This is a genomic window from Nocardia macrotermitis, from assembly GCF_009604405.1.
GTDB lineage: Bacteria > Actinomycetota > Actinomycetes > Mycobacteriales > Mycobacteriaceae > Nocardia > Nocardia macrotermitis.
The window spans coordinates 128,047-154,024 of the sequence record NZ_WEGK01000010.1 but is presented as its reverse complement, the minus strand read 5'-3'; the positions used below and the strand labels follow the sequence as shown (position 1 = coordinate 154,024).

Genomic DNA, 25,978 nt, shown 5'->3' with positions numbered 1-25,978 from the left:
GGAGTATGAGATGAAAGTCGTTATCGACGAAGAGAAGTGCGTCGCGGCCGGACAGTGCGTCGCCGCCGCGGCCGAGGTGTTCGATCAGCGCGACGAGGACGGCATCGTGGTGCTGCTGAACGCGAATCCGCCCGCCGAACTCGCCGACGATGTGCGGCAGGCGGCGGCGGTATGCCCGGCGCTGGCCATTCGCATCGAGGAATAGCCGCGCGGAACCGGAACCGGCGCAACGGAATCGATGTGCTGCCGGTGATCCGGTGAGGAGTGAACCATGATCAAGATGATCGTGCTGATCAAACGCCGCCCGGATATCAGTGCCGAGGAATTCGGCAGATACTACGAATACGAGCACGCGCCGCTGGCCGCCCGCCTGCTGCCCGCGCACGTCGCGGCGGCGATCAAGGACTACCGGCAGGATCACGCGGTCCGCATCGGACGCGGCAAGACCGATCCGGCGTACGACTGCGTGACCGAATTCGAGTTCGAAGACGTTGCCGGACTGCGGATCTGGACTGATTGGTACCGAGGCGAGGGCGGCGCGGCCTTACGTGTCGACGAGGAGAATTTCATGGATGTCGGTGAACGGGTGATCCTCGTGACCGAGGTGCGCCCGACCGCACTGGGTGCGCCGTGCTAGCGGCCACGATCACCGGTGTGGACGCGGCGGATCCGCTGTCGGGCCTGCGGGTGGGGGAGCATCCCGACCCGGTCGCGCCCGAGAGCTGGACCGTCGTGCGGGTGCGCGCGGCGTCGCTGAACCATCACGACATCTGGTCGTTGCGTGGAGTCGGAACACCCAGGGGCGCAACGTTTCCGCGCGTACTGGGCTGTGACGCCTCGGGTGTGGACGCCGAGGGTCGCGAGGTGATCATCCACGCGCTGATCAACGATCCGGACTGGGGCGGCGAGGAGATCCTCGACCCGGGCGTGACGATTCTGTCCGATCTGGTGGACGGCACCTTCGCCGAACGCGTCGCGGTGCCGCGCCGCAATCTGGTCACCAAACCGGAGTCGCTGAGCTTCGAGGAGGCCGCCTGCCTGCCCACGGCCTGGGTGACCGCGTACCGGATGCTGTTCGTGCTGGCCGGTGCCACCGCGGGCAGTACGGTGCTGGTGCAGGGCTCCGGCGGTGGCGTCGCGACGGCGGCGATCATGCTGGGCCGGGCGGCGGGCGTGCGCGTCTGGGTGACCGGACGCAGCGCCGAAAAGCGCGCTCGGGCCGTCGAATTGGGGGCGGATCAGGCTTTCGAACCCGGCGTCCGGCTGCCCGAACGAGTCGACGCGGTACTCGAAACGGTGGGCGCGGCAACGTGGGCGCATTCGCTCAAGGCGGTCCGTCCGGGCGGTGCGATCGTGGTGGCCGGGATGACCTCCGGCAGCAATCCGCCGCTGGATCTCGAGCGCGTCTACATGGCCAAACTGCGGATCATCGGGACCACGATGGGCACCCGCGACGATCTCGAACAGCTCGTGAAGTTCTTGGCGGACAACGATATTCACCCTCCAGTGCATTCGGTGTTGCCCTTGGCCGACGCGCGCACGGCATTCGAGTCGATGCTCGCCGGTGAACTGTTCGGCAAGGTCGTCCTGCAACCCTGATATCCGAAAGTCGCAGTATCCGAACCGAATACGGAAAGTGCCGGGCGAGAACGATTCTCGCCCGGCACTTCTGTCTGCCGACTCATGCCCGGCACTTCTGTCTGCCGGGAACTCCCGGGTGCCTCGGCCGGGTGGGAAAAGCCCAACGAGCCCCGCCCGGATGAGGAATACGGGCGGGGCTCGTCGTGCGACGGCTGAGGGTCAGCCGTGGGCAGGGGCGGTGGCGGGTGCACCGCCACCGGCTGCGGACCTGGCCTGCAACGCGTTGAAGGTGGTCACACCCGCGTACAGACCGGCCGGAACACCGGCCGCCGCACCGCCGAGCACCGCGCCCAGACCGCCGACCGCGGCGGTGCCGACCAGGCAGCCCGCCACGGCGGCCGGAATGCTCAGCGTTCCCGCGGTCGGAATCGCCATGAGCGTGCCACCGGTGATCGCGCCCAGCGGGCAGCCGATGGCCGCGCCGAGCGCGGAGCCCGCGAGGACACCGGGACCCGTGGCGATACCCGCGGACTGGTTGCCGGCCTCCCAGGCCGCATGCAGGTTGGAATTGAAGTCGCCGCCCGCGGGTTGCGCGGGCGCCTGATCGACCGGCTGGGCGGCCTTGGCGGGCGCGACCGGCGCGGTGGCGACATCGTCGGCCGGTGCGGCCGCGCTCGCGGTGCCGGCCGCACTCACGACCGCCAGGGCGGCCAGGGCGGCCAGCGCCGCGACCTGAGTCTTGTGGTTCATGAACAGCTCGTTTCTAGGAGTGCGGGCCCTGCACCTGCTGGGCGATCAGACCGTTGGAGTGCAGCTCGGCCGCCGCCGCGGGCCAGGCCGCCGCGGCCGCCGGAAGGCCGGTCACGGCGCTGCCGATGGTGCCGCCGAGGAAGCCGATGGTGCCCGCGCCGATGATGCAGCCACCCACGGCGCCGAGCGGGGTCAAGGTGCCCGCGGAGACCAGGAAGGTGAGCGATCCGCCGGTCACGGCGCCGACGCCGCAGCCGATGGCCGCACCGGCGACCGACCCGGCGATACGGCCGGCGGTGCTGTCGTTGTCGTACGCCCCGGCGACCATGTTGAACGCCTTGGTGTACTCCGCGGCCGGGTCCACCGGCGCGGCCGGGGCCGCGGGCTGTGCCGGACTCGGCTGTGCCGTATCGGCGGATGCGGGGGCCGCGCCCACCGTGGCGGCCGCCACTGCCGCGGCGGCGACGGCCGTCGCGAGCGCACCGGCCCGCGCCATACCGGCCACCGGACCGGAACTTGATTCTCCGCGGTCCGCCGCGGACGTTCTGATGTGCATAGAGCCACCCCTCATCGGGTTTTCGAAAGGATCGCCCCGAAGTGTGACCGCCCACACATTCCGGCATCGGGGCATTCCCACTGACCGGAAACCGCAGGGGAACAAGATCTGCCTCGCGCGCTCGTCTCGCTCAGCGGCAATCCGGCGGCAATCCCACTCATTACTTCGACCGACCGGTACACTAAAGTTTGGGGCATCACTCGATCGGAGGCACGCAGTGACCAGTGAGAGCACATCCGCGCCGGTGCGGATCGATCCTCATCCCGACGAGCCGCGACTGGGCATCCTGCACATCGATCGTCCCCCGGTGAACGCCCTGGATCAGCGGATGTGGGATCTGCTCGAGACTTGTGCGCGCTCCCTGCACGAGGACAGCGGCTACCGGGCGCTCGTGATCACCGGCGGCGGAAAGCATTTCGCGGCGGGCGCGGATGTGAAGGAAATGGTCGACCTCACCGCCGAGGCCTTCGATCGACGGAACCGGGTGTTACAGAACGCCTTTCACCTGATCGCCACCGCGCCGCAGATCACCGTGGCCGCGATCCGCGGCTACGCGCTCGGCGGCGGCTGTGAGCTGGCCCTGGCCGCCGATTTCCGCATCGCGGGTGCGGGCGCGAGTCTCGGACTGCCCGAAACCACACTCGGCATAATCCCGGGTTCCGGTGGTACCCAACGCCTTTCTCGCATCGTCGGGGTGGCGCGCGCCAAGGACCTCATGCTGTCGGGCCGCTTCGTACCGGCCGAGGAGGCGCTATGCATCGGCCTGGTGGATCAGCTGGTCCCCGACAACGACGTTCTCGACACCGCGATCGAGCGAGCACTCGAGTACGCCCGCGGCCCGATCGCGTTGCGCTACGCCAAACAGGCCATCGACGAGGGTTTCGACCTCCCGATCGAGCAGGGGCTGGCCCTGGAGGCCGACCTGATCACCCGCTGTTTCGCCAGCGAGGACGGGCAGCACGGCCTGCGCAGCTTCGTCGCCGACGGTCCCCGCAAGGCGCGATTCACCGGCCGCTGAGGTCGTTGACCTGCGCTGTCGCAGCCCGACCGGCGAGAGCCCGACGGCCGCGGTCAGCGCTCAGGGCGCTCGGCCGTCCGTGCCGCGAGAATCGACCGCCCGTGCGCCAATTCGACCTCGAACGCATCCCGATCGACCGGTTCGGCGAGGATTCCGTTCAGGAACAGCTCGCAGTAGAAGGCGGCGAGTTCGGCGACCGTCAGACCCTTGCGGCGATCGAGCCACTGATAGGTGTAGTTGTGCAGGTTCAGGAAGGTGAGCATTGCCAGCTCCAGATCCCGAATGCGTAGTGCGCCTGCACGTTCGCCGTCGGCCAGCACCGACAGGATCTCCGATTCGAAACATCTGCGCTTGACCCGGAACCGGATCCGGTACTCGCCGCGCAGCTGGCGGTATTCGTGCAGGAATACCCGGACGTGGTCCTGCCGGTGCACGATCTGGCGTAGCAGCGATTCCGAGAGCAACCGCAGCCGGACCTGAAAACCCATGTCCGCGTGCACGATCGCGGACGCCTCGGCCAGCAGCGGATCCATCACCAGATCGTGGATCTCCGCGAGCAGCGCCTCCTTGGAACCGATGTAGTAGTAGAGCGCGCCGCGCGCGAGCCCGGCGGCCTCGCCGATATCCGCGACTCCCGTACTGGCGTAACCGTTTCGGGAGAACAGCTCGACCGCGACGTTCACCACCTGTTCGCGCTTGCGGTAGTAGCGTGCGGTCTTGCCGCGCTCGGTTCGCGTTGCCGACATGATCCCGTTCCCCTCGTCATCCCGTTCGGGGTGCGGCGACACCCAGCGCACCCCGAACGGCCCTCACCCGACCCTCGTACCAGCGCTCACACCGTCGCGACCGGCGTGAGCGGACTGCCCATCGTCCCGGGCAGGCGCAGCGGCGGCGCGGTGAGCAGGAACCGGCTGCGGTTGTGCTCGCGCAGCCAGCTCGCCAGTTCCGAGGTGTACCAGAGCTCACCGAGCGGAACGCCGAGCCGGAACAGGCACAGATTGTGGATCGGCAGCAGTGTGTGCGGCTCCTCGTCGGGGCCGGGCCAGCCCTCCACGGCGTAGTTGTCCGAGATGAGCGCGGAGATCTGCGACTCGTCGATCCACTGCAACAGCGATTCGTCCTCGGCGTCCATATAGGGGAACATGGCCTGGATCTCCGGTCCCGGATTCTTCTCCCAGGCCATGATCTGATCGCAGAAGCCGGTGTGGAAGATGAGCATATCGCCCGGCTCCACCACGACGTTCTGCTCATTCATGAAGCCCTGCAACATCTTCAGGTTCACCGGCTGCCAGTCCTTGCCCAGACAGGAGACGTCCACGAGCACACCGCGCCCCTGCACGCCGTGCGCGGCCATGTGCTCGAGACCCAGGTTCTGGGCGTACGCGGTGCTGCCGCTGCCGTCGCCCTTGGCATCTTCCTGCGGGCCCACGATCTCCACACCGGCCCGGAATCCGTTGTAGTACACCGGTTCCGCGACGCCGTCACCGTCCGCGTCGAACAGTGCGCCCTGATGCGCCAGCCCGTCCCACTGCGTCGAGTACTGCAACCACAGCGTCACCATGTCATCGCTCCACAGATCGATGAACGTGGGATCGATCTTGTCCTTGGCGATGACGTTGTAGAACGTGTCCTGGTTGTGTTCAAGATCCTCGGTGGGCCGCAGGATCGGCGGGTAGCGCCGCTGGTTCATGGCGCTGCCGCCCGGATAGTCCAGGGGCAGGCTCAGGCTGAAGCTGATCCCGTGCTCGACCTCGCGTACGCCCTGGCGCACCTTCTCCGGGGTCAGCAGGTTGATTCGGCCCAGCTGGTCGTCCTCGCCCCAGTCGCCCCAGGTCGAGCCCGGCGGCCGTTGCTTCCATCGCTTCGTCACGGCTGGTCTCCTTCTGTCCAAACAGTCCGCGTCGACTGCGGTCCCCATGCTATTTTGCATTGTACCGATCGGTCAATGAAATGAACTAATCAGGAGAAATCCATGAGCGAACCAACGGCGGCCGAGGTCGCGGCCGGTGTGCGCGCCACCATCGGCGCGCACACCCAGGCGCAGGACGCGGGGCGCATCGACGACGTGGCGGCGCAGTACACCGCCGACGCGGTGCTCGAGATGCCCGGCGTGCCCGCGTTCGAGGGGCGGGCGGCGATCCGGGAGGCGTTCGAGGGCTTCTCCGCGCAGATCACCACGCCGACGCGGCACCTGCTCGCCAACACCGTCCTCACCTCGTGGAGCGCGGACGAGGCCACCGCCGAAAGCGATGCCGCGCTGTTCGTGCGCGGCGAGAACGGCTGGGGCGTGCAACTCGTCGGCCATTACGTGGACACCCTGCGCCGACAGGACGGCGGCTGGCGATTCCGGCACCGCAAGACCACATTCGAAACGTAAGATCCGTTCCAGGAGAACAACAATGAGCGAAATCACCCACGCCGACGTCGTGTACGGCGTCCAGACCGCGATCGCCATGTACACCCAGGCGCTGGACACCGGCCGCACCGACGACATCGTCGCCACGTTCGGTGCCGAGGCCACCTCCGAGATCGACGGCGTAGGCACCTTCCAGGGCCACGACGCACTACAGGAGGTCTACGCCGGAATGGTCCCGACCGCACCGCAGCGGCATCTGGTCGGCAATATCGTGATCACATCCTGGACCGCCGGCGAGGCGGCGGCCACCAGCGATCTGGTCTTCCTGCTGCGCGGCGAGAACGGTTGGGCCGTACAGCTTCTCGGGCGTTACGAGGACGTGCTGGTCCGCGACGGGGATGCCTGGCTGTTCCGCAGCCGCAAGCTGTCCCTCACGATGTGAACCCGTCCCGCGCGATGTGAACGCGTCGCTCCGACGGTCGGGCCGACCAGCGTGCCCGGCGGTGGCCTCGACGGAATCCGTTCCGGCGAGGCCACTTTCGAATATCCGCGACGAACACGGGCGTAGCGGCACATTCATCGTTGATTGTATCGACCGGTTGTTCTAAAATTGAGACCGCTCAGCCGCCGCGATCCGTCGACGGTCGTCGAGAAGGAGTGATCACATGACACTACGAGGCAGGAATGCCGTCGTCACCGGCGGCGGCCGCGGTATCGGGGCCGCGATCGCGACCGTGCTCGCGGAGAAGGGCGCCGCGGTCGCGGTCTGGGACCTGGACGCCGAGGGCGCGGAGAAGACGGTGGCTGCCATCGAGGCCGCGGGCGGCACCGCGGTGGCCGTGGTCGGCGATGCCGCGGATCTCGACGCCGTCGCCGACGCCGCCTCGCTGACCCAGAACGAACTCGGCCCCGTCACGATTCTGGTCAACAACGCGGGAATCAATGCGGCGGAACCGTTTCCGATCATGAGCGAGGACGCCTGGGACCGCATGATCCGGATCAACCTCAAGGGCCCGTTCCTGGTCACCCGTGAGTTCGTATCCGACATGCTCGCCGAGGGCTGGGGCCGAATCATCAACATCTCCTCGTCCTCCGCGCAGACCGGCGCCCCCGGTATGGCCCACTATGCTGCCTCCAAGGGCGGCGTGATCGGCCTGACCCGCGCTCTGGCAATGGAATTCGCCACCAAGGGCATCACCGTGAACCACGTCCCCCCGGGTTTCATCGACACCCCGCTGACGCGCGCCACGGTCAACGTCGGCGCGGTCGCGGCATCGATGCCGATGCAACGCGCCGGCAGCCCGGAAGATATCGCCCACGCGGTCGCGTATCTCGCCTCCGAGGAGGCCGGCTACGTCACCGGAACGACGTTGAGCGTCAACGGCGGCCGCTACCTGATCTGACACCCGACAGCGGTTTCCGCTGGAATCGCACGAACACTGACGAAGCACGGCAAGCGACCGCGGGGCGGATTTCCGAGGAAATCCGCCCCGCACGACTGTGCGACGAGTTCAGTGCACGGGTTCGCGGTTCAGGGCGTGGACGATGTCCTGGACGCGGTCCTTGGCGTCGCCGAAGAGCATTCGGGTGTTGTCGCGGAAGAACAAGGGGTTCTGTAGGCCCGCGTAGCCGGCGGCCATGGAGCGTTTGAAGACGATGACGTTGTCGGCTTCCCAGACGTGCAGGACGGGCATTCCGGCGATGGGGCTGCCGGGTTCGCGGGCGGCGGGATTGACGGTGTCGTTGGCGCCGATGACGAGAACCGCTGTGGTGGTGAGGAAGTCGTCGTTGATCTCGTCCATTTCCAGGACGATGTCGTAGGGGACCTTGGCCTCGGCGAGTAGGACGTTCATGTGGCCGGGGAGGCGTCCGGCGACCGGGTGGATGCCGAAGCGGACTTGGATTCCGCGGCCGCGCAGGACCTGCACCAATTCGGCGACCGGATACTGCGCCTGGGCCACGGCCATGCCGTAACCGGGCACGATGACCACCGAAGACGCGCTGTCCAGGAGTTCGGCGGTTTCGGCCGCGGTGGTCTCGTGGTAGTCGCCGTATTCGGTGTCGGATCCCGTGCTCGCCTCGATGCCGAAGCCTCCGGCGATCACCGACAGGAACGAGCGGTTCATCGCGGTGCACATGATGTAGGACAGGTATGCGCCCGAGGAGCCGACGAGCGCTCCGGTGACGATGAGCAGGTCGTTGTCGAGCAGGAAGCCGGAAGCCGCTGCGGCCCAACCGGAATAGCTGTTGAGCATGGAGACGACCACGGGCATGTCGCCACCGCCGATGGAGGCGACCAGGTGCCAGCCCAGTGCGAGCGCCAGCACGGTCACCGCGATCAACAGGCCGATATTCGGTGTGGCGACGAACCAGGCGGTCGAGGCGACGAATACGACCAGTGCGCCGATATTCAGAATGTTCTTGCCCGGCAACATCAATGGCGCGGATCCGATCCGCGCGGACAGCTTGAGGAAGGCCACCAGCGACCCGGTGACGGTGACTGCCCCGATGAAGACGCCGACGAACACCTCCGCGTGGTGGATGCCCAGCAGGTTCGCGGGCACCCGGCCGTGTCCGAGATATCCGTTCCAGCCCACCAGGACCGCGCCGAGCCCGACGAAACTGTGCAGCAGCGCGATGAGCTGCGGCATCCCGGTCATCTCGACGCGGGCGGCCCGGGTCAGCCCGGTGAGCGCGCCGAGCGCCACGGCGACCACGAACAGCGCGACGGCCAGCAGATCGGAGGCGTGCACGATCAGCACGAGTGTGGCCGCGAGCGCGACGATCATGCCCGTGATGCCGAAACTCGTTCCACGACGGGCTGTTTCGTGCCGGGACAGCCCCGCCAGGCTCGCGATGAACAGCAGGGCGGCGATGATGTACGCGGCGGTGGCCGCGCCGGAGATGGTCATGGGCCGATCAGTCCTTCGAGAACATGCCGAGCATGCGGCGGGTCACGGCGAATCCGCCGAAGACGTTGATGGTGGTCACGAGTACGGCGGCGAATGCCAGAATCCGCACGACCGTGTCGTCGGCGGACAGTTGCAGCATCGCGCCGACCACGACGATGCCGCTGATCGCGTTGGTCACCGACATGAGTGGTGTGTGCAGGGCGTGGTGCACCTTGCCGATGACGTAGTAGCCGATCACGATCGCGAGGGTGAGCACGGTGATGTGCTGGGGGAGTGGACTCGGCGCGGTCGCGACGGCGGCGAACAGCACCAGCGCGACGAGCACGCCGAGGGCGTACTTTCCACGAGTGCCGAGCCAGGAGGTCTTCTCGGCCGCGGCCGCGGGAACAGCAGTCTCGGGCGTGGTGCGCGGAGCCGCCGAAACCTCGACCGGCGGTGGCGGCCAAAGCTTTTCGCCGTGGTGGGTGACGGTGATGCCGCGCTGTACGGGATCCTCGAGATCGAGCGTCAGCCGCCCGTCCTGCCCCGGAGTCAGCAGCTTCATCAGATTGACCAGATTGGTGCCGTACAGCTGGGAAGCCTGTGCGGGCAGCCTCCCGGCCAGGTCGGTATACCCGATGATCGTCACGCCCGCGGCGGTCACGATCTTCTCCCCGGCCACCGACCCCTCGACATTGCCGCCCTGCGCCGCGGCCATGTCCACCACGATGCTGCCGGGCCGCATCGCGGCGATATCGGCGGCGGTGATCAGGCGCGGGGCGGGCCGTCCGGGCACGAGTGCGGTGGTGATGACGATATCCACCTCGCGCAACTGCTCGCTGTAGATTTCCGCAGCCCGTCGGTCGTACGCCTCGCTGGTGGCCTTGGCGTAGCCGTCGGCGGAGTCCATCCGCTCCTGCACGTCGACCGGAAGATACGTCCCGCCGACCGACGCGACCTGCTCGGCGACCTCGGGCCGCGGATCGGTGGCCCGCACGATCGCACCCAACCGGCTCGCGGCCCCGATGGCGGCCAGCCCGGCCACGCCCGCGCCCGCGACCAGCACCTTCGCGGGCGGCACCTTGCCCGCGGCGGTGACCTGGCCGGTGAAGAAACGTCCGAATTCGTGCGCGGCCTCGACCACCGCGCGATAGCCCGCGATATTCGCCATCGAGGACAGCACGTCCAGCGATTGCGCCCGGGAGATGCGGGGAACCGCGTCCATCGCCAGGCTGGTCACGCAGCGTGCGGCGAGGGTGTCCAGCAGCGCGGGTTGCTGTGCGGGAGTGAGCAATCCGACGAGTACGGCCTGGTGGTGCAGCAGCGGGATCTCGTGCTCGGCCGGGGCCAGGACCTTCAGGACGACATCGCCGTCCCACGCCTCCTCCGTCCGCACCACCGCCGCCCCGCGATCGGCATACGCCTCGTCGGAGAACCCCGATCGCAGGCCTGCGCCGGATTCGACCGCGACGTCGTATCCCAGTTTCACGAGTTGGCCCACCGTAGTGGGCGTCGCGGCGACCCGCGTCTCTTCGGCCACCGATTCGGTGACTACTCCGATCCTCATCTGGCCTTCCTTCGCGTTGGCGGCACGCGGCCCGATCCGCCCCCAGCACCACATCGTCGGGGACGCGTCCGGCGTCGTTGCCGGGGCGTGTGCGTGTCGAACACGCACTGCTGCAAGCGAATCCATCCGGCCGCGAACGGGTCGCGTATCTCTTCGACCGGAATCAAATTTTAGAACAATCGGTCGGTACAATCAATGGGCGGTCTGTGCTAGCTTCACTGTGCTGTACCGACCGGTCCAGGGATCGAATGTGTGCGGAGTGTGGATATGGATATCGGAAACAGCGGCCTGACCGGGCGGCGAGTGGTCATCACCGGGGCGGGCCGGGGGTTGGGACGCATCCTGGCCTCGGCGTTCGACGCGGCCGGTGCGCAACTCGGGTTGGTGGCGCGGTCGGCCGAGGCGCTGCACGAGGTGGCGGGGTCGCTGACGGGTGAGCCGCTGGTGTGTCCGGGTGACGTGCGCGCCGAGGGATTCAACGAATCGGTCACCGAGCGGATGGCCGAACGCTTCGGCGGGGTCGACGTCTGGATCGCCAATGCCGGTGTCTCGCCGCAGGTTTCGACGGTCGAGCGCACCGACCCGAAGGTGTGGCGGGATATCGTCGACGTCAATCTGACCGGAGCCTTTCTCGGTGCGCGCGCCGCGGCCGCGGTGATGGGGGAGGGCGGGCGGATCATCGTGACCGGTTCGGTGATCGGGAGCCGTCCGCGGGCCGGGCTGGCCGCGTACGCCGCGTCCAAGAGCGGTGGTCACGCGCTCGTGCAGGCCCTCGCGCAGGAGTTGGGGCCGCGGGCGATCACCGTCAACGCCGTCGCCCTGGGCTGGTTCGACACCGGTATGGGTGCGCACTGGCATCGCGACGCCGAGCGGGAGAACGACATCGTCGGACACACCGCGCTGGGCCGCTGGGGCCGGTCCGCGGATCTGCCGGGCGTCTACCTGTTCCTGGCGGGGCCCGGATCGGCATACGTCACCGGTGCCACGATCACGGTCGACGGCGGCTATTCCTTGATGTAGGACGAAGTATCGAATCACGCAGGGCGAGAGGATGATCGATGGATACCGGACTGGCGGGCAAGGTCGTGGTCGTGACGGGCGCGACGGCCAATATCGGGCGCGGTATCGCGCTCGCGTTCGCGGCGGAGGGGGCGCGGGTCGTCGTGGTCGGCCGGGACGAACAGGCGGGCCCGCGGGTGGTCGAACGCGCGCGTGAACAGGGTGCGGCCGAGGCGCTGTGGCACGCCGCCGATGTCACCGTCGAGGATCGGGTCGCGGGGTTGGTCGAGGCGGTGCTGGCCCGATTCGGCCGGATCGACGTGCTGGTCAACAATGTCGGCGGCAGTGGCGATTTCGGGCCGTTCGTCTCCACCACGCCCGCGCAGTGGCGCGCCGATCTCGATATGACCGTGCTGAGCACCCTGCTGTGCACGCACGCGGTGCTGCCGCACATGCTCGAGCAGGGTGGCGGGCGCATCGTCAATATCGGATCGATGGCGGCGATCATCGGCGATCCTCAGCTGGCGGTGTATTCCGCGGCGAAGGGTGCGGTGCACTCGTTCACGCGGGTGCTGGCGCTGGAACTGGGGAAGACAGGGATCACGGTGAACGCCGTCGCGCCGTACGGCACCCGGCCGCGGGATCCGCAGGAGGAGTTCAGCGCGGGCAGCCGGTATCACCCGGAGTCCGGGTTGTTCAGCAAGGCGTTGCGTGAGCGGCCCGAGCAGTTGCACACCATCGGGCGGCCGACGGCGCTGCCGCGTCAGCAGGCGTATTCGGACGAGATCGGCGCTGCCGCAGTCTATCTCGCGTCGGAACAGGCTGCTTTCGTCACCGGTCAGGTGTTGCAGGTGGACGGCGGCGTCGCGCTGGTGTGAATCGGCGACGCGCGACCGGGAACCGTCCGCGACACGGGCGATGGTGTAGCCCGCTACACCATCGGTTCGGGACTATGCTCCCTCGTCGTCGCACGTCGGAGGGGGAATCGTGGGAAGCGGTAAATCCATCGACCGAGAAGGCAGGCAGCAGATGTCCTCGATGAAGCTCGTGCAGACCGGCGACGCGGACGCGATCCGGGTCGTCGAGGTCGAACGTCCCGTTCCGGGCCCGAACGACGCCCTGGTGAAGATCCGCGCCTGCGGAATCTGCGGCACCGATGTGACCTTCCTGCACATGGGCGGCACCCCGATCGACGCTCTCGGTAATCCGCTCGACGGTGGCGCGTTGCGGTCGCTGCCGCTGGGGCACGAACCGGCCGGTGAGGTCGTCGAGGTCGGGGCCGAGGTGACCGAGTTGAAGGCCGGGGATCATGTGGTGGTCAATCCGCAGGCCGCGCCCTCGGGCATCATCGGCTGCGGCGGCGCGCTCGGCGGGATGGGTGAATACCTGCTGATCGAGAACGCCGTTGTCGGCAGAAGCGTTGCGGTACTTCCCGATTCGGTGCCCTTCGAGGTGGCCGCGTTGAACGAGCCGATGGCTGTCTCGCGGCACTGCGTGAACCGATCCGAGGCCGGGCCCGGCGACAAGGTCGTGGTGTTCGGTGCGGGTCCGATCGGTCTGGGCGCGGTGATCTGGCTGAAGTTGCGCGGCGTCGAGCATGTGGTGGTGGCCGATGTGATCGCCTCGCGGCTGGAGACGGCGCTCGCGGTCGGGGCCGACGCGGTCATCGACTCCTCGGTCGAGGACGTCCCGGCGCGGTTGCTGGAACTGCACGGGACCGGGCACAACGCCCTCGGGCAGACCCGTCCCGACACCGACGTCTACATCGATGCCGCGGGCGCGGCCGTGGTGGTCAACACCGCGCTGCGCACCGGTAAGTGGGGTGCCAAGCTGGTCGTGGTCGCCATGCACAAGCAGCCCGAGCCGATCGATATCGGTGCGATGCTGCGCAGTGAGATGGTCATCATCGCCTCGCAGGGGTATCCGAGCGAGATCTTCGAGGTGACGCTCGAAATCGCCGAGCACGCCGAGCGTTTCGGGAAATTGATCAGTCACAAGGTGCCGTTCTCGGACGTGGCGCACGCGTTCGAACTCACCCTGACTCCGGGTGCGGCCGAGAAGGTGGTCGTCACCTTCGACTGATCGGGCCGGGTGTTGTCAAGCCTGCCGATAATGGCGACTGAAGCGTATCATTAAACTGCCTCGTAACTATGCGCGATATCCGAGATCGTGCTGAAAGTATTTGGGAGACAACACCGTGCCGATCGATTCGAAACTTCCCGTCGCTGTCGTCACCGGTGCCAGTTCCGGGATCGGCAGGTCCACGGCCGCGCAACTCATCGCGCTCGGGTGGCAGGTGATCGGCGTCGGCCGTGATCCGCGGCGTTGCGCCGAGGCTGTCGAGCAGCTCGGCGCGGCGGCTCGTGACGGTGGCACGTTCACCATGCTGCGCGGCGACTTCACGCTGATGTCGGAGGTGCGGCGGGTGGCCGGGGAGATCGCGGCGCTCACCTCGCGGGTGGATGTGCTGATCAACAATGCCGGAGGGGTTCGTGACCGGCGGATCGTGACCGATGAGGGAACCGAGGCGACCTTCGCGGCCAATCACCTCGCCCCGTTCCTGCTCACCCGCGAACTGCTGCCGTCGCTGCGCGCGAGCGGCGGGCGGGTGATTGCGGTGTCCTCCAGCGCGCACCGGATCAGCACGGAACCGGACTGGGACGACTTGCAGAGCCTGAACAATTTCGACACCACCATGGCCTACGCGCGCGCCAAACTCGCCAACATCCTGTTCACCCGCGAACTGGATCGCCGGGAGGCGGATGCCGGAATCACCGCGCAGGCAATGCATCCCGGCGTCGTGGCGAGCAATTTCGCCTCGCACGGGAATGCGGGAATGCAGGCGCACATGGCCGCCGCCGACACCGTCTCACCCGACGAACCCGCCCGCACACTGGTGTGGCTGGCCACCTCGGACGAGGGCGGCCGCGCAGGCGGGCGGTACTTCCACAATGAGGCAGAGGAGACACCGGCTGCCCTCGCGCAGGACGATGCCGCCGCGGCCCGCTTGTGGATCGAGAGCGAGAAAGTGCTTGCCGGACTTGGCTTTTAGAATGCTCGTCAGGACGCTGTGCGCACCCCGGCCCGCTCACTCCCGATAGGTCGACCCGGCCCGGTCCAGGGTGCGCAGCAGCGACGGCCACTCCAGACCGGCCGAGAACGACGCCCGCCACTGCTGCGCGGTCAGTTCGACGACCTCGCGGGACGGGAGCCGCAGCGGCTGCCCGGTGGCCTGCGCGAGCAACTGCGTCTTCGCGGATTTCTCCAGGTAATACATCTCGACGAACGCCTGCGCCACGTCGCGACCGACCGTGAGCGAGCCGTGATTGCGCAGCACCAGCGCGGCATTGTCACCCAGATCCGCGATGAAACGTCGCCGCTCGTCGGTGGTGAGCGCGATGCCCTCGTAGTCGTGATAGCCGATGCGATCGTGAAATCGCATGGCGTGCTGGGTAATCGGCAGCAACCCCGCTTCGAGGCAGGACAGCGCCATCTGCGCCTCGGTGTGCAGATGCATGATGCAGCCGGCGTCCTCGCGGACCGAATGGATACCGCCGTGGATCACGAACCCGGCCGCGTTGGGCTGATACCCGTGCCGGTTCTCGCCGACCACATTCCCGTCCAGATCGATCTTGATCAGGTTGGACGCGGTGATCTCGTCGAAGGCCAGACCGAGCGGATTCACCAGGAAATGGTGTGCGGGGCCCGGGATGCGCGCGGAGATGTGCGTGTAGATCAGATCGTCCCAGCCGAAGCGCGCGCAGAGTTGATACGCCGCGGCCAGATCGCGGCGGATCCGCTGTTCGGCCTCGGTGCGCGGCCCGGTCTCGGCGACCGATCCGGCCTCCATCCGGAAGCTGTCGTATACCGTCTCGGTGGCCATGTCCGGTCTCCTTCGTTCGTGCGGATCGTCGCGTCGGTGGCGGTGTTTCGAGTCGAAAGCCCTGTGCCGGAACGACTTCGGTCAGGTTCTGCGCTCCGCCACCTGGAAGCGGCGGATCTTCCCGACGCTGGTGCGGGGGATGGAATCGACCACGTGCCATTCGCGCGGACGGGCCGCGGGCGGCAGATTGCCCGTTGCCCACTCGGTGAGACGGGCGGCCTCGGGTGGCGCGGCCGGATCCCGGGCGACCACGTAGGCGACCGGGACCTGATCCCGGATCGGGTCGGGTTGCGCGAGGACGACGGCCTCGAGCACCCCGGGCGCCTGGCAGATCACGGCCTCGACCTCGGTCAGGCTGACGTTCTCGCCCGCGACCTTGATGACGTCGTCGGCGCGGCCGACGAAACTCAACGCTCCGGTCAGGGGGTCCGCCGCGACCAGATCTCCGGTGCGGAACCAACTGGTTCCGTCGGCGAGATCGGTGAAGCTGCGGGTGTTCACCTCCGGCGCGTCGAGGTATTCGGCGAACAGGTCCGCGCCGCGGGTGCCGTGCACCAGCAGCATGCCCGGTTCGCCGGGGTCGCGCGGACGGCCGGTCCGCGGGTCGACCACGGCGATCCGGCGATCCCCGAGTGGCGATCCGATCACGTTGTGCCGCAACGGATCACTGGTGTCACCGGTGACCGCGGCGACGGTTTCGGTCATTCCGTACAGCTGACGCGGTCGTCGTCCGGCGAGTTCGGCGAAGCGTTCGTAGTGTTCGCGCCCGAGGCTCTGGGCGAACCACACGTGCCGCAGGCGCAGCGGCGGCGCCTGTTCGGGGGTGCGGGCCAGGATCATCCGGATCGGCGCGGCGAACAGGCTGGCGTGGGTGGCCTTCAGGTCGTGGGCCTGCTGTACCCAGCGCGATGCCGAGAACGTTTGCGTCAGTGCGACACTCGCGCCGACCGTGATCGCGGGGGCGAAGCAGTAGTACTGGGCGTTGGCGTGGAAGAGTGGCAGTGTGACCAGCCAGCGATGCTGTGCGGTCAGGTCGACGGCCTCGGCCATGGTCCGCGCCACCGTCGCGTAATTGTGCTGGGTGAGCACGACGCCCTTGGGTTCGGAGGTCGTGCCCGAGGTGAACATGACCGCCAGGCGATCGGCGGGCGACAGCTCGGCGTGCGCGGTGGTGATCGGCGCACCCGTCACCAGGGCGCCGCCGGGTGCGAGGTCGTCGGCGGTTTCCCGCAGGGCGATGATGACCGGGACCGAGTCGGCCGCTCCCTCGAGATATTCCGGCCGACGTTCGAGGGCGCATACGCCCAGCGCCGGTGTCGTGCGACGGGTCTGATTGGTGATGTCGCGCGGGGACGACGCCGGGTCGACGGGGACGAACCACGCGCCGAGCCGGGCGACCGCGAGCCAGATCGCCACGAACGCAGGGCAATTGCGCAATGCGACGTGCACGGCCGAGCCCGGTCGCACCCCGCCCGCCCGCAGCGTGCCCGCAGTCCGGGCGACGATGTCGTCGAACTCGGCATAGCTGTATTCGGTTGTGCCGCTGGGGTCTTGGAAGATCAGGAACGGCGCGGAGCCGTGGTCGGCGACGGTTCGTGACCAATGGTCTTGGAAGAGAAGCGAATCTGTCATGATTCCGGAATCAGGTCCCACTGTTCTTGTCAAGTCGAGGTGCCGGTCGTTGGTGACATAGAAGAGTATACCTATAGTTGGTTCGTCTCGGTGGATACGGCCACAATGTGCTGACACAGCGAAAATCGGTATAACAAATATTGTCTCAGGCCGTTGCGTCTGGCTAGACTGTGGCTAGAATCACTCGTTAAGTTTCAGTCTCCGGAATTCGGAGGCGAGAGTCTCCGAAGTTAGGAGGCCGTGGCATGACCTCGGTTCTCAATGGCGATACCGATACCAGCGTGACCGGCGTGCGGGATCGTGGCGCGCTGCCACCCTCGGTGGTCGATCGTATGACCCTGATCATGGAGTCGTTCGGGGATGTGCACACGCGCCTCACGCTCGAGGAGATCGCGGGCCGTACCGGGTTACCGCGCTCCACGAGTCATCGAATCCTGGAACGACTGGTCAAACTGGCGTGGCTGGGTCGGCACGGGCGGGTCTACTGCCTGGGCGATCGGGCGCTGGGGCTGGGTGGCCGGGAGGAGGGGCACACCGCGCTGCGGTCCGTGGCCTTCCCGCTGCTGCACGCGTTGGCGATGCGCACGGATATGGTCGTCCACCTGGCCGTACTCGACGGGACCGAGGTGGTCTATGTGGACAAGTTCGGTGGCCGGGCCGCCTCGGCGGTGCCGTCGGTGGTCGGTGGGCGCGCACCGGCGTGGTGCACCGCGGCGGGTAAGGCGATCCTGGCGTGGCTCCCGGCCGAACAGGTCGATTCGCGATTGCAGGACGGGCTGCACAAGCGCACGACGCGCAGTATCGATGCGCTCGGCGTACTGCACATGGAGCTCAACCGCATTCGCAACCGGCACGGACTGGCCTTCGAACGCGGCGAATGCTTCCCGAACATCGCCTGCGCGGGTATGGCGGTGCGCGGGCCGGACGGGCCGATCGCCGGGGTCTCCCTGGTCGGCGACGCGCAGGCGCCGCTGGAACGGCTCGCGCCGCTGATGGTCAATACAGTGCACGCTATTTCGGAGAAGATGAGCGGCGGGTCGCGGCAGCAGCATCGGCTGCGGCACGAATCGGTGCTGCCGGTGGGGGCGGCGCGCGGCGTCGCGGCGAACGAGGCGCTGGGACGGCTGGTCGCCATGGGGGAGCGCGGCGAGTGGTTCTAGGCCGCGCGGGTCTTCCGGTCAGACCAGCATGTCGTCGACCGGAAGACCAAGTGCCCCTTGGCCGTACAGCTCGAGCGCGGCGTTGACGTCGTTGGACAGGTGGATGCGGCCGGTGTGGGCGTCGCGCCAGGCCCGTTCGATCGGGTTGCCCCGGCGCAGTCCCATCCCGCCCGCGGCGGCGAAGATCGAATCCACCGAGTTCACCGCGCGTTCGGTGCCGACGGCCTGATCGCGGCGAGTGCGCAGCCGCAACTGCATCGGGATCTCGACCCGGCGGCGGGCGCAGTCGTGCAGTTCGCGCAGGTTCCGGTGCATCTGGAGCACGGCGGCGTCGATCTCGGAGGCGGCGCGGCCGACCGCGACCTGCTGCGCGGTTTCGGGGCCGCCGCTGCCGAAGCTGAGGCGACTGTCGCCGCGCACCCGGGCGACGAACGCGTCCAGGCAGCCTTCCGCTGTCCCGATGATCGGGGCGCTCACCGACGTGCTGTACATCGCCCCGTACGGCATCCGGTAGAGCGGCCCGGTGTTGAACTTCTGGCCCGGTGCGTGGCGCAGCACCACGTCGTAATTGCGCAGCGTGCGGTAGCTCGGCACGAAGACCCGGTCGGCGTGCAGGCCCCGGCTGCCGGTGCCGCGCAGGCCCACCGCGTCCCAGGTGCCGGTCACGCGGCATTCGGACAGCGGGACCAGCGCGGTGGCCAGATCCATCGGCTGACCGTTCTCGGCGACCAGGGCCCCGCCCATCAGCCCCCAGGAGGCGTGTGCGCTGCCGGTGGCGATGCGCCACTGCCCGGTCAACTCGAATCCGCCCTCGACCGGGACGAATCTGCCGACCGGGGCGTAGGCGGAGCAGATCAGCGCGTCCGGTTCCGCGGCCCAGATCTCGCGTTGCGCGCGCTCGTCGAAAAGCGCTACGTGCCAAGGGCTTACGCCCAGGATGCTGGCCAGCCAGCCGGTGGAACCGCAGGCGGCCGAGATCGAGCGCACGGCGTCGTAGAAATCCACCGGATCCGATTCCAGGCCGCCGGACCAGCGCGGGCGCAGCATTCGGAACAGGCCGGATTCGACCAGTGCGGTGATGCTCTCGTCCGGGATCGCACCGTCGGCGTCGACCGCGGCGGATCGTTCGGCCAGCGTCGGCCGCAGGGTGCGTACCGCCTCGGCGATCTCACTGTCCATGCGCTCATCGTCCTGTCTGCCGAACGGATCTCCAAATCGGTCGCCGCTGTCGGATCCGGTGTATTTGAGGATGCGCTGTTGGCTATAGCCGTCTCGCATCGCTCCTCGTGGACGATTTGCTCGATCGATGGTGAAAGAGCTGCTCAATGCCGGTCTGCCCGTTGGATTTCCGTGTCGGCGCGGCGATTCGAGGCGATCGACCCTGTTGTTGTCCGCAATATAAGAGTATAACGAATTCATGATTGATGCCGTGATCCTCTCCGCCTGCCGCACTGCGATCGGCACCGCGCGCAAGGGCTCCCTGCGGGACACCAGCGCCTTCGGCCTGGCCGCCGTCGTCGTCGGTGAGGCCGCCCGGCGCAGTGGGCTGCCGGCCGCGAGCATCGACGACGTCGTGTTGGGGGAGACGCTGGCCGGTGGCGGGGTCATCGCACGTCACGCGGCGCTTCAAGCCGGGCTGACCGACGTTCCCGGGCTCGCGCACAACCGGCACTGCGCGTCCGGACTGGCCAGCGTCGCGACCGCGGCCGGGAGTATTCGCGCCGGGATGGATCGCGCGGTGATCGCGGGCGGCACGCACTCCTCCTCGACCGCCCCGGTGTCGCGCTGGCGGATTCCCGGCACACAGGAGTGGCAGGACCCGTGGTCCTCGCCCTCGCACGTGTCCACACCCGACGCGCCGCACAACGACATGTCGATACTCGTCGGCTGGAATACCGCGCGGCTGGCAGGTATCTCGCGCGCGGAGATGGATGCCTGGGCGGTGCAATCGCATCGGCGTGCCGTGCGCGCCATCGACGCCGGGTGCTTCGCCGAGGAGATCGTCCCCGTCGAGATAGCCGGTGGGACAGCGGTATTCGATACCGACGAGCATCCGCGACGGGACACCAGCGAGGAGAAGATGGCATCGCTGAAGGTCCTGCACCCCGAGATCGAGGGCTTCTCGATCACCGCGGGCAACTCCAGCGGTGTGAACGATGCCGCCGCTGCGGTGACGGTCGCCAGCAGCACACTTGCCGAGGAATATGGACTCACGCCGCTGGCTACCGTGCGGGCCTGGGCGAGCGTCGGCGTGGACCCCGTCCGCACCGGCCTGGCCCCGATAACCGCCATCCGCAAGGCTCTGGACCGCGCCGGACTCGGCCTCGCCCAGGTCGACCTGTTCGAGATCAACGAGGCATTCGCCTCGGTGACCGTCGCCGCGGTCCGCGAACTGGGCCTGGACCCCGAACGGGTGAATCCCTTCGGCAGCGGATGCAGCCTAGGCCACCCGGTAGCGACCACCGGCACCCGCATGGTCGCCACCCTCGCGTACGAATTGCGTCGCCGCGGCGGTGGCACGGCCGTGGCGGCCATGTGCGCGGGCGGCGGCATGGCTTCGGCGATGGTTTTGACTGCGTGATTCTCAGTGGCTGAGTGACTGTGGAGATCGTTCGATTGCTGCGGTCGTGATACCTCGCGGACGTCGGCGATCTCGAAGAATTCGGTTCGGCACTCGAATCACGGTCTGGGAGCGATTGCGTGGTGTTGCTGTTGGAGGCGTAGTCGATTGGGGTGTGGGCGGCGGTCGGAATGGTTATTGCGGCGATCCTCAGTGGCCGAGGAACTGTGGGGGGCGTTTGGCTGCGAATGCGGCGATGCCCTCTTGGACGTCGGCGGTCTCGAACAGTTCGGCTTGGCCTTCGCGTTCGAGTTGTAGGGCCTGTTCGAGATGGGGCAGGGCCGTTTTGTTGAAAGCTCGTTTGATTCGGGTGTAGGCGGCGGTCGGGCCTGCTGCCAATTGTGTTGTGAGTGTGGCTGTTTCGGTGTCGAGGTCGGCGTCCGGCACCACGTGGGAGAGGAGGCCCCAGTCGGCGGCCTGGGGGGCCGGGATGCGTTCGGCGAGCATGGCCATGCGTGCGGCGCGGGCGGGGCCGATCAGGGCGGGGAGCAGGGCGGTGGCGCCGCCGTCGGGCATCAGGCCGACTCGGGTGAAAGCCAGTAGGAGATAGGCGGATTCGCGGGCGACGGTCAGGTCGGCCGCCAGCGCGATCGAGCATCCGACTCCGACGGCGGGGCCGTTGATCGCGGCGATCACCGGCTGCGGTGCTGCGCGTAACGCGCGGATCAGGCGGTTGGCCGCATCGATGGTGACGCCCTGCGGACCTGCGACGGCGGATCTGGACAGGTCCGCGCCCGAGCTGAAGGCGCGGCCCGCGCCGGTCAGGACCAGTACTCGGATCTCCGGATCGGCGCTGAAATCTGCTACGGCCGTGGCAGTTTCGTCCAGCAGCTCGGCGGTGAGGGCGTTGAGGCGGTCGGGGCGGTTGAAGGTCAGGCGGGCGACCGCGTCGGTGCGTTCGACGAGCAGATGTGGGGGCGTGGTCACTGGCGGCCTTCCGAAGTGCTTGCGGGGTGGGGGAATCGGTGGTGGGTCATGCCGCGGTGGTGTCGCCGAGGTAGCGGTGCAGGAGTTCGCTGCCCGCGTCGTCGGCGGGGCCGGTCCAGGCGACTCGGCCGCGTTGCAGGATCAGGCATCGGTCGGCGAAATCCAGTGCGCGCGTGGCGAACTGTTCGATCATCAGTACGGCCACGCCTGCCGCTCGGGCCCGTTGCAGGCTCTCGAATACGACGTCCACCATCTTCGGGGCCAGGCCCAGCGACATCTCGTCGGCGATCACCAGCCGCGGATTCACCATCAAAGCCCTTGCGAGCGAGAGCATCTGCTGTTCGCCGCCGGACAGCGTGCCCGCCGCTTGCCCGGCTCGCTCGCCGAGCACCGGGAAGATCTCCAGCGCGCGGTTCAGCGATTCGGTGCGGCGACGGCGGTCGCCCATGGTCGCCATGCGCAGATTCTCCAGCACGGTCAGGCCCGCGAACACGCCTCGGCCCTCGGGTAGGTGCACCAGCCCGGTCCGGCGGATGTACTCCGGTGAGCGTCCCGCGATATTGCGTCCATCGAGCTCGATACTGCCGCGGACCGGCGGTACCAGCCCGGACAACGTGCGCGCCAGCGTGCTCTTACCCGCCCCGTTCGGGCCCAGCACGGCCAGCGCGCTGTTCGGCGGCAGATCGAACGACACGTCCCGCAGCGCCACGGCCGGACCGTACTGCACGTCGAGATCACGGACCTTCAGCAGATCGGTTGTGCTGGTCATGATTTGGTCCTGTCCTCATCGGCATCGGCATCGGCGCCGAGGTAGGCGGCGCGTACAGCGGGATCGGCACGGATGTGCGCCGGATCGCCCACGCTGATCTCGACGCCGAAATCGATGACGTGCACCGTGTCGCTCAATCCCAGCACCAGCTCCACATCGTGCTCGACCAGCAGCAGCGACACCCCGCGCTCCCGCGAGATATCGGTGAAAACTGTTGCCAGCTCCTCGGTTTCGCGAGTATCGAGCCCCGAGGACGGTTCGTCCAGCAGCAGCACGGTCGGCTCGAGCGCCAGCGCCCGCCCCACCTCGAGCAACCGCGCGGTCCCCAACGGCAACCCCGCGACAGGCCGATGCGCCTGCTCACCCAGATGCAACAGCTCGAGAATCTCCTCGACCCGCCGATCCTCCGCCGCCCCCGACGCCCGAAACCCACCCGCCGTCACCAGATCACTCCAGATCCGCCCCCGCGCGTGCCGCACCCGATCGGCGAGCACCACATGATCACGAACAGTCAACCCGGAGAACAACTCCGGCTGCTGAAACGTCCGCGCCAGCCCCCGCCGAGCCCGCGCCTGCGGACTACTCCGAGTCACCTCCCGCCCATCCAGGAACACCGCCCCCACCTGCGGCCGCAACAACCCCGACAACACCGCGAACAACGTGCTCTTCCCCGCCCCATTGGGCCCCACCAGCCCCACGATCCCCGCCGCCGGAACCACCAGATCGACGTCGTTCAACGCCACCAGCCCCCCGAACCGCACTGTGACACCCCGAGCTTCGAGCCGGGGCGCCGCTGTCGTCGTCACAACCACCCTCCTGTCATCGCCGATCCGGCTGCATCGCCGTTCGTCACCTGGGCCCGGTACTTGCCGAATTGCACTGTGACACCCCGAGCTTCGAGCGGCGGTGGCGCTGTCGTCGTCATAACCGCCCTCCTGCCATCGTCGATCCGGCTGTATTGCTGTCCGTCACTTGGGGTCCGGTACTCGCCGAATCGCATTGTGAAGCAGCGAGTTTCGATGCGGGCCTGCGTTATCGTCGTCACGGGTGTTCTCCCGCCGTAGCCGACTGGGGCGCACCACAGTCCGTCGCCGGGGTTCGTTGTTCATCGAATCGCACAGTGACGCCACGGACCCCGAGCCGGGCCGTCGCCGCCGCCAGGATTGCCACCCTGTCGCAATCGATGCGGTCGCGTAGGCGTTTGCTACCCGGGTCGCCGCTGGATCGGTTGGCGGATCTCACTGTGACACTGTGAGTTTCGATGTGGTTACGTGGTGTCGTTGTCATACGTGTTCTCCCGCCAGCGCAGGTGTGTCCGTGTCGGCTGATTCCGGGGGCGCGCCGGGGCGGCCGAATCGGGCGCGCACTGCCCGCAGCTGCCGGGCGTGCATGGCGGCGAGTCCATCGGGGTTGCGGGCGAGCATGATTGCGCCGAAGCCGAACATGATGACCGGGATCTGGGCCCAGGTCGAGGGGAGGTAGGTCTGGAAGACGCTGGGCAGCACGGTGTATGCCACGCCCGCGACCAGGGCTCCGGTGATGGAGCGGGAGCCGATGGTGACCAGCACCGCCAACCATACCAATCCGGTGAACGGGTTGAACGAATCCGGTAGTGCGGCTTGGTAGTTCAGCGCCAGGAAGCCGCCGCCGAGCGCGGCGATGAAGGTTGCCAGGGCCGAGACCAGGACCTTCACCGGGACGATGCTCAATCCCATTGTCCGCGCGCCGCTTTCGCTCGACCGTACCGCCGTGACCGCCAGACCCGCGGTGGAGCGTCGCAGATTCAGCACGATCGCGCCGAGCACGAGGAATACCGCGAGGGCGAACAGCGCGAAAACCCGGTTGTCCGTAGCCCATTCGGGTCGCAGCAGACTCACGCCCTGACCGGAGTTGTAGATGTGGTCCCGCAGGAATACGAGGTTCTGCACCAGCAGACCGAAGGTGAGCGTCACCAGGGCGACGTAGAGATTGCCCAGGCGGATGGTCAGGATGCCGATCACGACCCCCACCGGCGTGACGACGATCGCGGCCACCAGTACGGCGAGCAGCGGTGACCATCCGGCGTCGGTGGCCAGTTCGGCCGCCAGCACCGCGCCCAGGCCGGCGAATGTGGTCTGGCACAACCAGATCATGCCGCCCTCGCCGGTGACCATCGTGTACGACAGCAGCGCGATCGCCAGCGCGATCCCACCGGCCACCACCCCGCCCCAGAACGGCTCGAGGACCAGCGGCAGCGCGGCGACCACGATCAGCGTCACCACCGGGCCGAGCGCCGAGGACCATCGGATCCCCTTGCCACGCACCGCATCCGTTCCGGCTGCTCCCGTCGCGGCGATGCGCACGGCCCGATCCAGCGCGCCGCCGGTCGCGGTGTCACCCGCCTGACCGCGCACCGCGTAGCAGAGCAGCGCCACGAGCATGAACAGGAACGGAATACTCGGCACGAGCTGCGCGGACAGTGCGCTCTGCGGCGCCACGAATCGCTGCACGACCGTGGTCGCCACGCCCATGATCACCGCGATCACGACCGCCGCGGGAAGGTTCCGCAGCCGCGCCGCCACCACCGCGGCGAACGCGGCCGCCATCAGCGAGGTCATCCCGTCCACCGTGAGCCCTGAACTCGGTGCGACCAGCACACCGGCCAGTCCGGCCAGCAGCGTGCTGCCCGCCCACACCCCGAGCGACACCCGAGTCGGGCTGACACCGGACATCGCGGTCAACGCCTCGGAATCCACCAGAGCGCGCACCCGCAGCCCAACATCGGTGTACCGCAACACGATTGTCCCGACCGCGAGCACCACGACCAACGCCAGATACGTGATCAGCTGATCGAGATTCACCACGCCGCCCAGCACCCGGAAGGTGTGCACGGGTTGCGGCGCCAGGCCCGGGGCGGTCGCGTTCGACAACTGCCCGAAGATCAGATCGACCAGCGGCGGCAGCGCCACCGACAACCCGATGGTCGCGACGATCTTGATCAGCGGCGAGCGTAATCGCAAGTGCCGGAACAACAATGCGTACAGCGCGGCCCCCAGTACCGGACCGAACACGCCGATCGCGACCACCGCCGCGGGCAGGATCGCCCACCCGTGCTGCACGTGCAGGAAGTAGTAGAAACGCGCCACCGCATAGGCCAGCGCGCCGAACGCGAAGTTGAACACGCCCGCCGAAACGTAGGTCACCACCAGTGACGCGGCGGCGATGGCATAGATCGAGCCGAGGGCGAGCCCGGCCAGGACATAGGACAGCAACGGTGGCTCCTCACTGCT

At 67.9% G+C, this 25,978-nt stretch carries 26 protein-coding genes; 13 read left to right on the top strand and 13 right to left on the bottom strand.

Annotated elements, in window-relative coordinates:
- The first annotated feature begins 10 nt into the window (after nt 1-10).
- The 3 genes from NRB20_RS22980 to NRB20_RS22970 all read left to right on the top strand — a co-directional run bounded on the left by NRB20_RS22980 (nt 11) and on the right by NRB20_RS22970 (nt 1,599).
- Nucleotides 11-205 (top strand): ferredoxin, encoded by a 195-nt coding sequence (locus NRB20_RS22980; RefSeq protein ID WP_153412393.1) that lies wholly within the window; start codon nt 11-13, stop codon nt 203-205.
- A gap of 66 nt (nt 206-271) precedes the next feature.
- Nucleotides 272-637: an EthD domain-containing protein gene (locus NRB20_RS22975; RefSeq protein WP_153412391.1), complete on the top strand. Its 366-nt coding sequence runs from the start codon at nt 272-274 to the stop codon at nt 635-637.
- Complete coding sequence (locus NRB20_RS22970; protein WP_319945288.1) at nt 631-1,599, top strand: zinc-binding dehydrogenase; 969 nt, start codon at nt 631-633, stop codon at nt 1,597-1,599. The genes NRB20_RS22975 and NRB20_RS22970 overlap by 7 nt, the downstream gene beginning before the upstream one ends.
- Before the next feature lie 201 nt (nt 1,600-1,800).
- On the opposite strand, the gene NRB20_RS22965 is transcribed toward NRB20_RS22970, so the two are convergent.
- Both NRB20_RS22965 and NRB20_RS22960 read right to left on the bottom strand, forming a co-directional pair.
- Nucleotides 1,801-2,331 (bottom strand): hypothetical protein, encoded by a 531-nt coding sequence (locus NRB20_RS22965; protein ID WP_153412389.1) that lies wholly within the window; start codon nt 2,329-2,331, stop codon nt 1,801-1,803.
- 13 nt (nt 2,332-2,344) lie between these two features.
- Entirely contained in the window at nt 2,345-2,887 is a 543-nt protein-coding gene (locus NRB20_RS22960) for a hypothetical protein (RefSeq protein WP_153412387.1), read from the bottom strand.
- A gap of 217 nt (nt 2,888-3,104) precedes the next feature.
- On the opposite strand from NRB20_RS22960, the gene NRB20_RS22955 reads away from it, so the two are divergent.
- Nucleotides 3,105-3,905: an enoyl-CoA hydratase/isomerase family protein gene (locus NRB20_RS22955; protein ID WP_319945287.1), complete on the top strand. Its 801-nt coding sequence runs from the start codon at nt 3,105-3,107 to the stop codon at nt 3,903-3,905.
- A 53-nt stretch (nt 3,906-3,958) separates the two neighbouring features.
- Here the strand turns inward: NRB20_RS22955 and NRB20_RS22950 are convergent, their stop codons facing one another.
- Both NRB20_RS22950 and NRB20_RS22945 read right to left on the bottom strand, forming a co-directional pair.
- Nucleotides 3,959-4,651 (bottom strand): TetR family transcriptional regulator, encoded by a 693-nt coding sequence (locus NRB20_RS22950; RefSeq protein ID WP_153412383.1) that lies wholly within the window; start codon nt 4,649-4,651, stop codon nt 3,959-3,961.
- An 86-nt stretch (nt 4,652-4,737) separates the two neighbouring features.
- On the bottom strand, nt 4,738-5,775 hold the full coding sequence (locus NRB20_RS22945) for a cyclase family protein (protein ID WP_319945286.1): 1,038 nt from the start codon (nt 5,773-5,775) through the stop codon (nt 4,738-4,740).
- 102 nt (nt 5,776-5,877) lie between these two features.
- Here NRB20_RS22945 and NRB20_RS22940 point away from each other — a divergent pair, with 102 nt between their 5' ends.
- The 3 genes from NRB20_RS22940 to NRB20_RS22930 all read left to right on the top strand — a co-directional run bounded on the left by NRB20_RS22940 (nt 5,878) and on the right by NRB20_RS22930 (nt 7,664).
- Nucleotides 5,878-6,282: a nuclear transport factor 2 family protein gene (locus tag NRB20_RS22940; protein ID WP_153412379.1), complete on the top strand. Its 405-nt coding sequence runs from the start codon at nt 5,878-5,880 to the stop codon at nt 6,280-6,282.
- Between the two features lie 22 nt (nt 6,283-6,304).
- Nucleotides 6,305-6,703, top strand: coding sequence for a nuclear transport factor 2 family protein (locus NRB20_RS22935; RefSeq protein ID WP_153412377.1), 399 nt, complete (start codon nt 6,305-6,307; stop codon nt 6,701-6,703).
- Nucleotides 6,704-6,926: 223 nt separating this feature from the next.
- Nucleotides 6,927-7,664, top strand: a complete 738-nt coding sequence (locus tag NRB20_RS22930; RefSeq protein WP_153412375.1) for an SDR family oxidoreductase — start codon at nt 6,927-6,929, stop codon at nt 7,662-7,664.
- A gap of 108 nt (nt 7,665-7,772) precedes the next feature.
- Here the strand turns inward: NRB20_RS22930 and pntB are convergent, their stop codons facing one another.
- Nucleotides 7,773-9,173, bottom strand: coding sequence for a Re/Si-specific NAD(P)(+) transhydrogenase subunit beta (pntB, locus tag NRB20_RS22925; protein WP_153412373.1), 1,401 nt, complete (start codon nt 9,171-9,173; stop codon nt 7,773-7,775).
- Nucleotides 9,174-9,180: 7 nt separating this feature from the next.
- Nucleotides 9,181-10,719 carry a Re/Si-specific NAD(P)(+) transhydrogenase subunit alpha gene (locus NRB20_RS22920; RefSeq protein WP_153412371.1) on the bottom strand — a complete coding sequence of 513 codons (1,539 nt, stop codon included), beginning with the start codon at nt 10,717-10,719 and terminating at the stop codon, nt 9,181-9,183.
- A 267-nt stretch (nt 10,720-10,986) separates the two neighbouring features.
- On the opposite strand from NRB20_RS22920, the gene NRB20_RS22915 reads away from it, so the two are divergent.
- The 4 genes from NRB20_RS22915 (at nt 10,987) to NRB20_RS22900 (ending at nt 14,770) form a co-directional block, all read left to right on the top strand.
- Nucleotides 10,987-11,739, top strand: coding sequence for an SDR family NAD(P)-dependent oxidoreductase (locus NRB20_RS22915; RefSeq protein WP_153412369.1), 753 nt, complete (start codon nt 10,987-10,989; stop codon nt 11,737-11,739).
- Between the two features lie 38 nt (nt 11,740-11,777).
- Entirely contained in the window at nt 11,778-12,596 is an 819-nt protein-coding gene (locus NRB20_RS22910; RefSeq protein WP_153412367.1) for an SDR family NAD(P)-dependent oxidoreductase, read from the top strand.
- Nucleotides 12,597-12,756: 160 nt separating this feature from the next.
- Nucleotides 12,757-13,800, top strand: a complete 1,044-nt coding sequence (locus NRB20_RS22905; protein WP_227833790.1) for a zinc-dependent alcohol dehydrogenase — start codon at nt 12,757-12,759, stop codon at nt 13,798-13,800.
- Nucleotides 13,801-13,915: 115 nt separating this feature from the next.
- Nucleotides 13,916-14,770 carry an SDR family NAD(P)-dependent oxidoreductase gene (locus NRB20_RS22900; RefSeq protein WP_319945285.1) on the top strand — a complete coding sequence of 285 codons (855 nt, stop codon included), beginning with the start codon at nt 13,916-13,918 and terminating at the stop codon, nt 14,768-14,770.
- A 36-nt stretch (nt 14,771-14,806) separates the two neighbouring features.
- Here the strand turns inward: NRB20_RS22900 and NRB20_RS22895 are convergent, their stop codons facing one another.
- Nucleotides 14,807-15,601 carry a class II aldolase/adducin family protein gene (locus tag NRB20_RS22895; RefSeq protein ID WP_153412363.1) on the bottom strand — a complete coding sequence of 265 codons (795 nt, stop codon included), beginning with the start codon at nt 15,599-15,601 and terminating at the stop codon, nt 14,807-14,809.
- 81 nt (nt 15,602-15,682) lie between these two features.
- Nucleotides 15,683-17,233 carry a class I adenylate-forming enzyme family protein gene (locus tag NRB20_RS22890; RefSeq protein ID WP_153412362.1) on the bottom strand — a complete coding sequence of 517 codons (1,551 nt, stop codon included), beginning with the start codon at nt 17,231-17,233 and terminating at the stop codon, nt 15,683-15,685.
- Nucleotides 17,234-17,478: 245 nt separating this feature from the next.
- On the opposite strand from NRB20_RS22890, the gene NRB20_RS22885 reads away from it, so the two are divergent.
- On the top strand, nt 17,479-18,393 hold the full coding sequence (locus tag NRB20_RS22885) for an IclR family transcriptional regulator (RefSeq protein WP_153412360.1): 915 nt from the start codon (nt 17,479-17,481) through the stop codon (nt 18,391-18,393).
- 18 nt (nt 18,394-18,411) lie between these two features.
- Here NRB20_RS22885 and hsaA read toward each other — a convergent pair whose 3' ends face one another.
- Nucleotides 18,412-19,572 carry a 3-hydroxy-9,10-secoandrosta-1,3,5(10)-triene-9,17-dione monooxygenase oxygenase subunit gene (gene hsaA, locus NRB20_RS22880; RefSeq protein WP_153412358.1) on the bottom strand — a complete coding sequence of 387 codons (1,161 nt, stop codon included), beginning with the start codon at nt 19,570-19,572 and terminating at the stop codon, nt 18,412-18,414.
- Between the two features lie 238 nt (nt 19,573-19,810).
- Between hsaA and NRB20_RS22875 the strand changes: the two genes are divergently transcribed.
- Entirely contained in the window at nt 19,811-20,974 is a 1,164-nt protein-coding gene (locus NRB20_RS22875) for a thiolase family protein (RefSeq protein ID WP_153412356.1), read from the top strand.
- Between the two features lie 189 nt (nt 20,975-21,163).
- Here NRB20_RS22875 and NRB20_RS22870 read toward each other — a convergent pair whose 3' ends face one another.
- From NRB20_RS22870 to NRB20_RS22860, 4 genes are all read right to left on the bottom strand, one after another.
- Nucleotides 21,164-21,940, bottom strand: coding sequence for an enoyl-CoA hydratase (locus tag NRB20_RS22870; RefSeq protein WP_319945284.1), 777 nt, complete (start codon nt 21,938-21,940; stop codon nt 21,164-21,166).
- 46 nt (nt 21,941-21,986) lie between these two features.
- Nucleotides 21,987-22,709 carry an ABC transporter ATP-binding protein gene (locus tag NRB20_RS38345; protein WP_227833774.1) on the bottom strand — a complete coding sequence of 241 codons (723 nt, stop codon included), beginning with the start codon at nt 22,707-22,709 and terminating at the stop codon, nt 21,987-21,989.
- On the bottom strand, nt 22,706-23,515 hold the full coding sequence (locus tag NRB20_RS38340; protein ID WP_319945283.1) for an ABC transporter ATP-binding protein: 810 nt from the start codon (nt 23,513-23,515) through the stop codon (nt 22,706-22,708). The genes NRB20_RS38345 and NRB20_RS38340 overlap by 4 nt, the downstream gene beginning before the upstream one ends.
- A gap of 477 nt (nt 23,516-23,992) precedes the next feature.
- Nucleotides 23,993-25,960, bottom strand: coding sequence for an ABC transporter permease (locus NRB20_RS22860; RefSeq protein ID WP_153412354.1), 1,968 nt, complete (start codon nt 25,958-25,960; stop codon nt 23,993-23,995).
- Between the last annotated feature and the right edge of the window lie 18 nt (nt 25,961-25,978).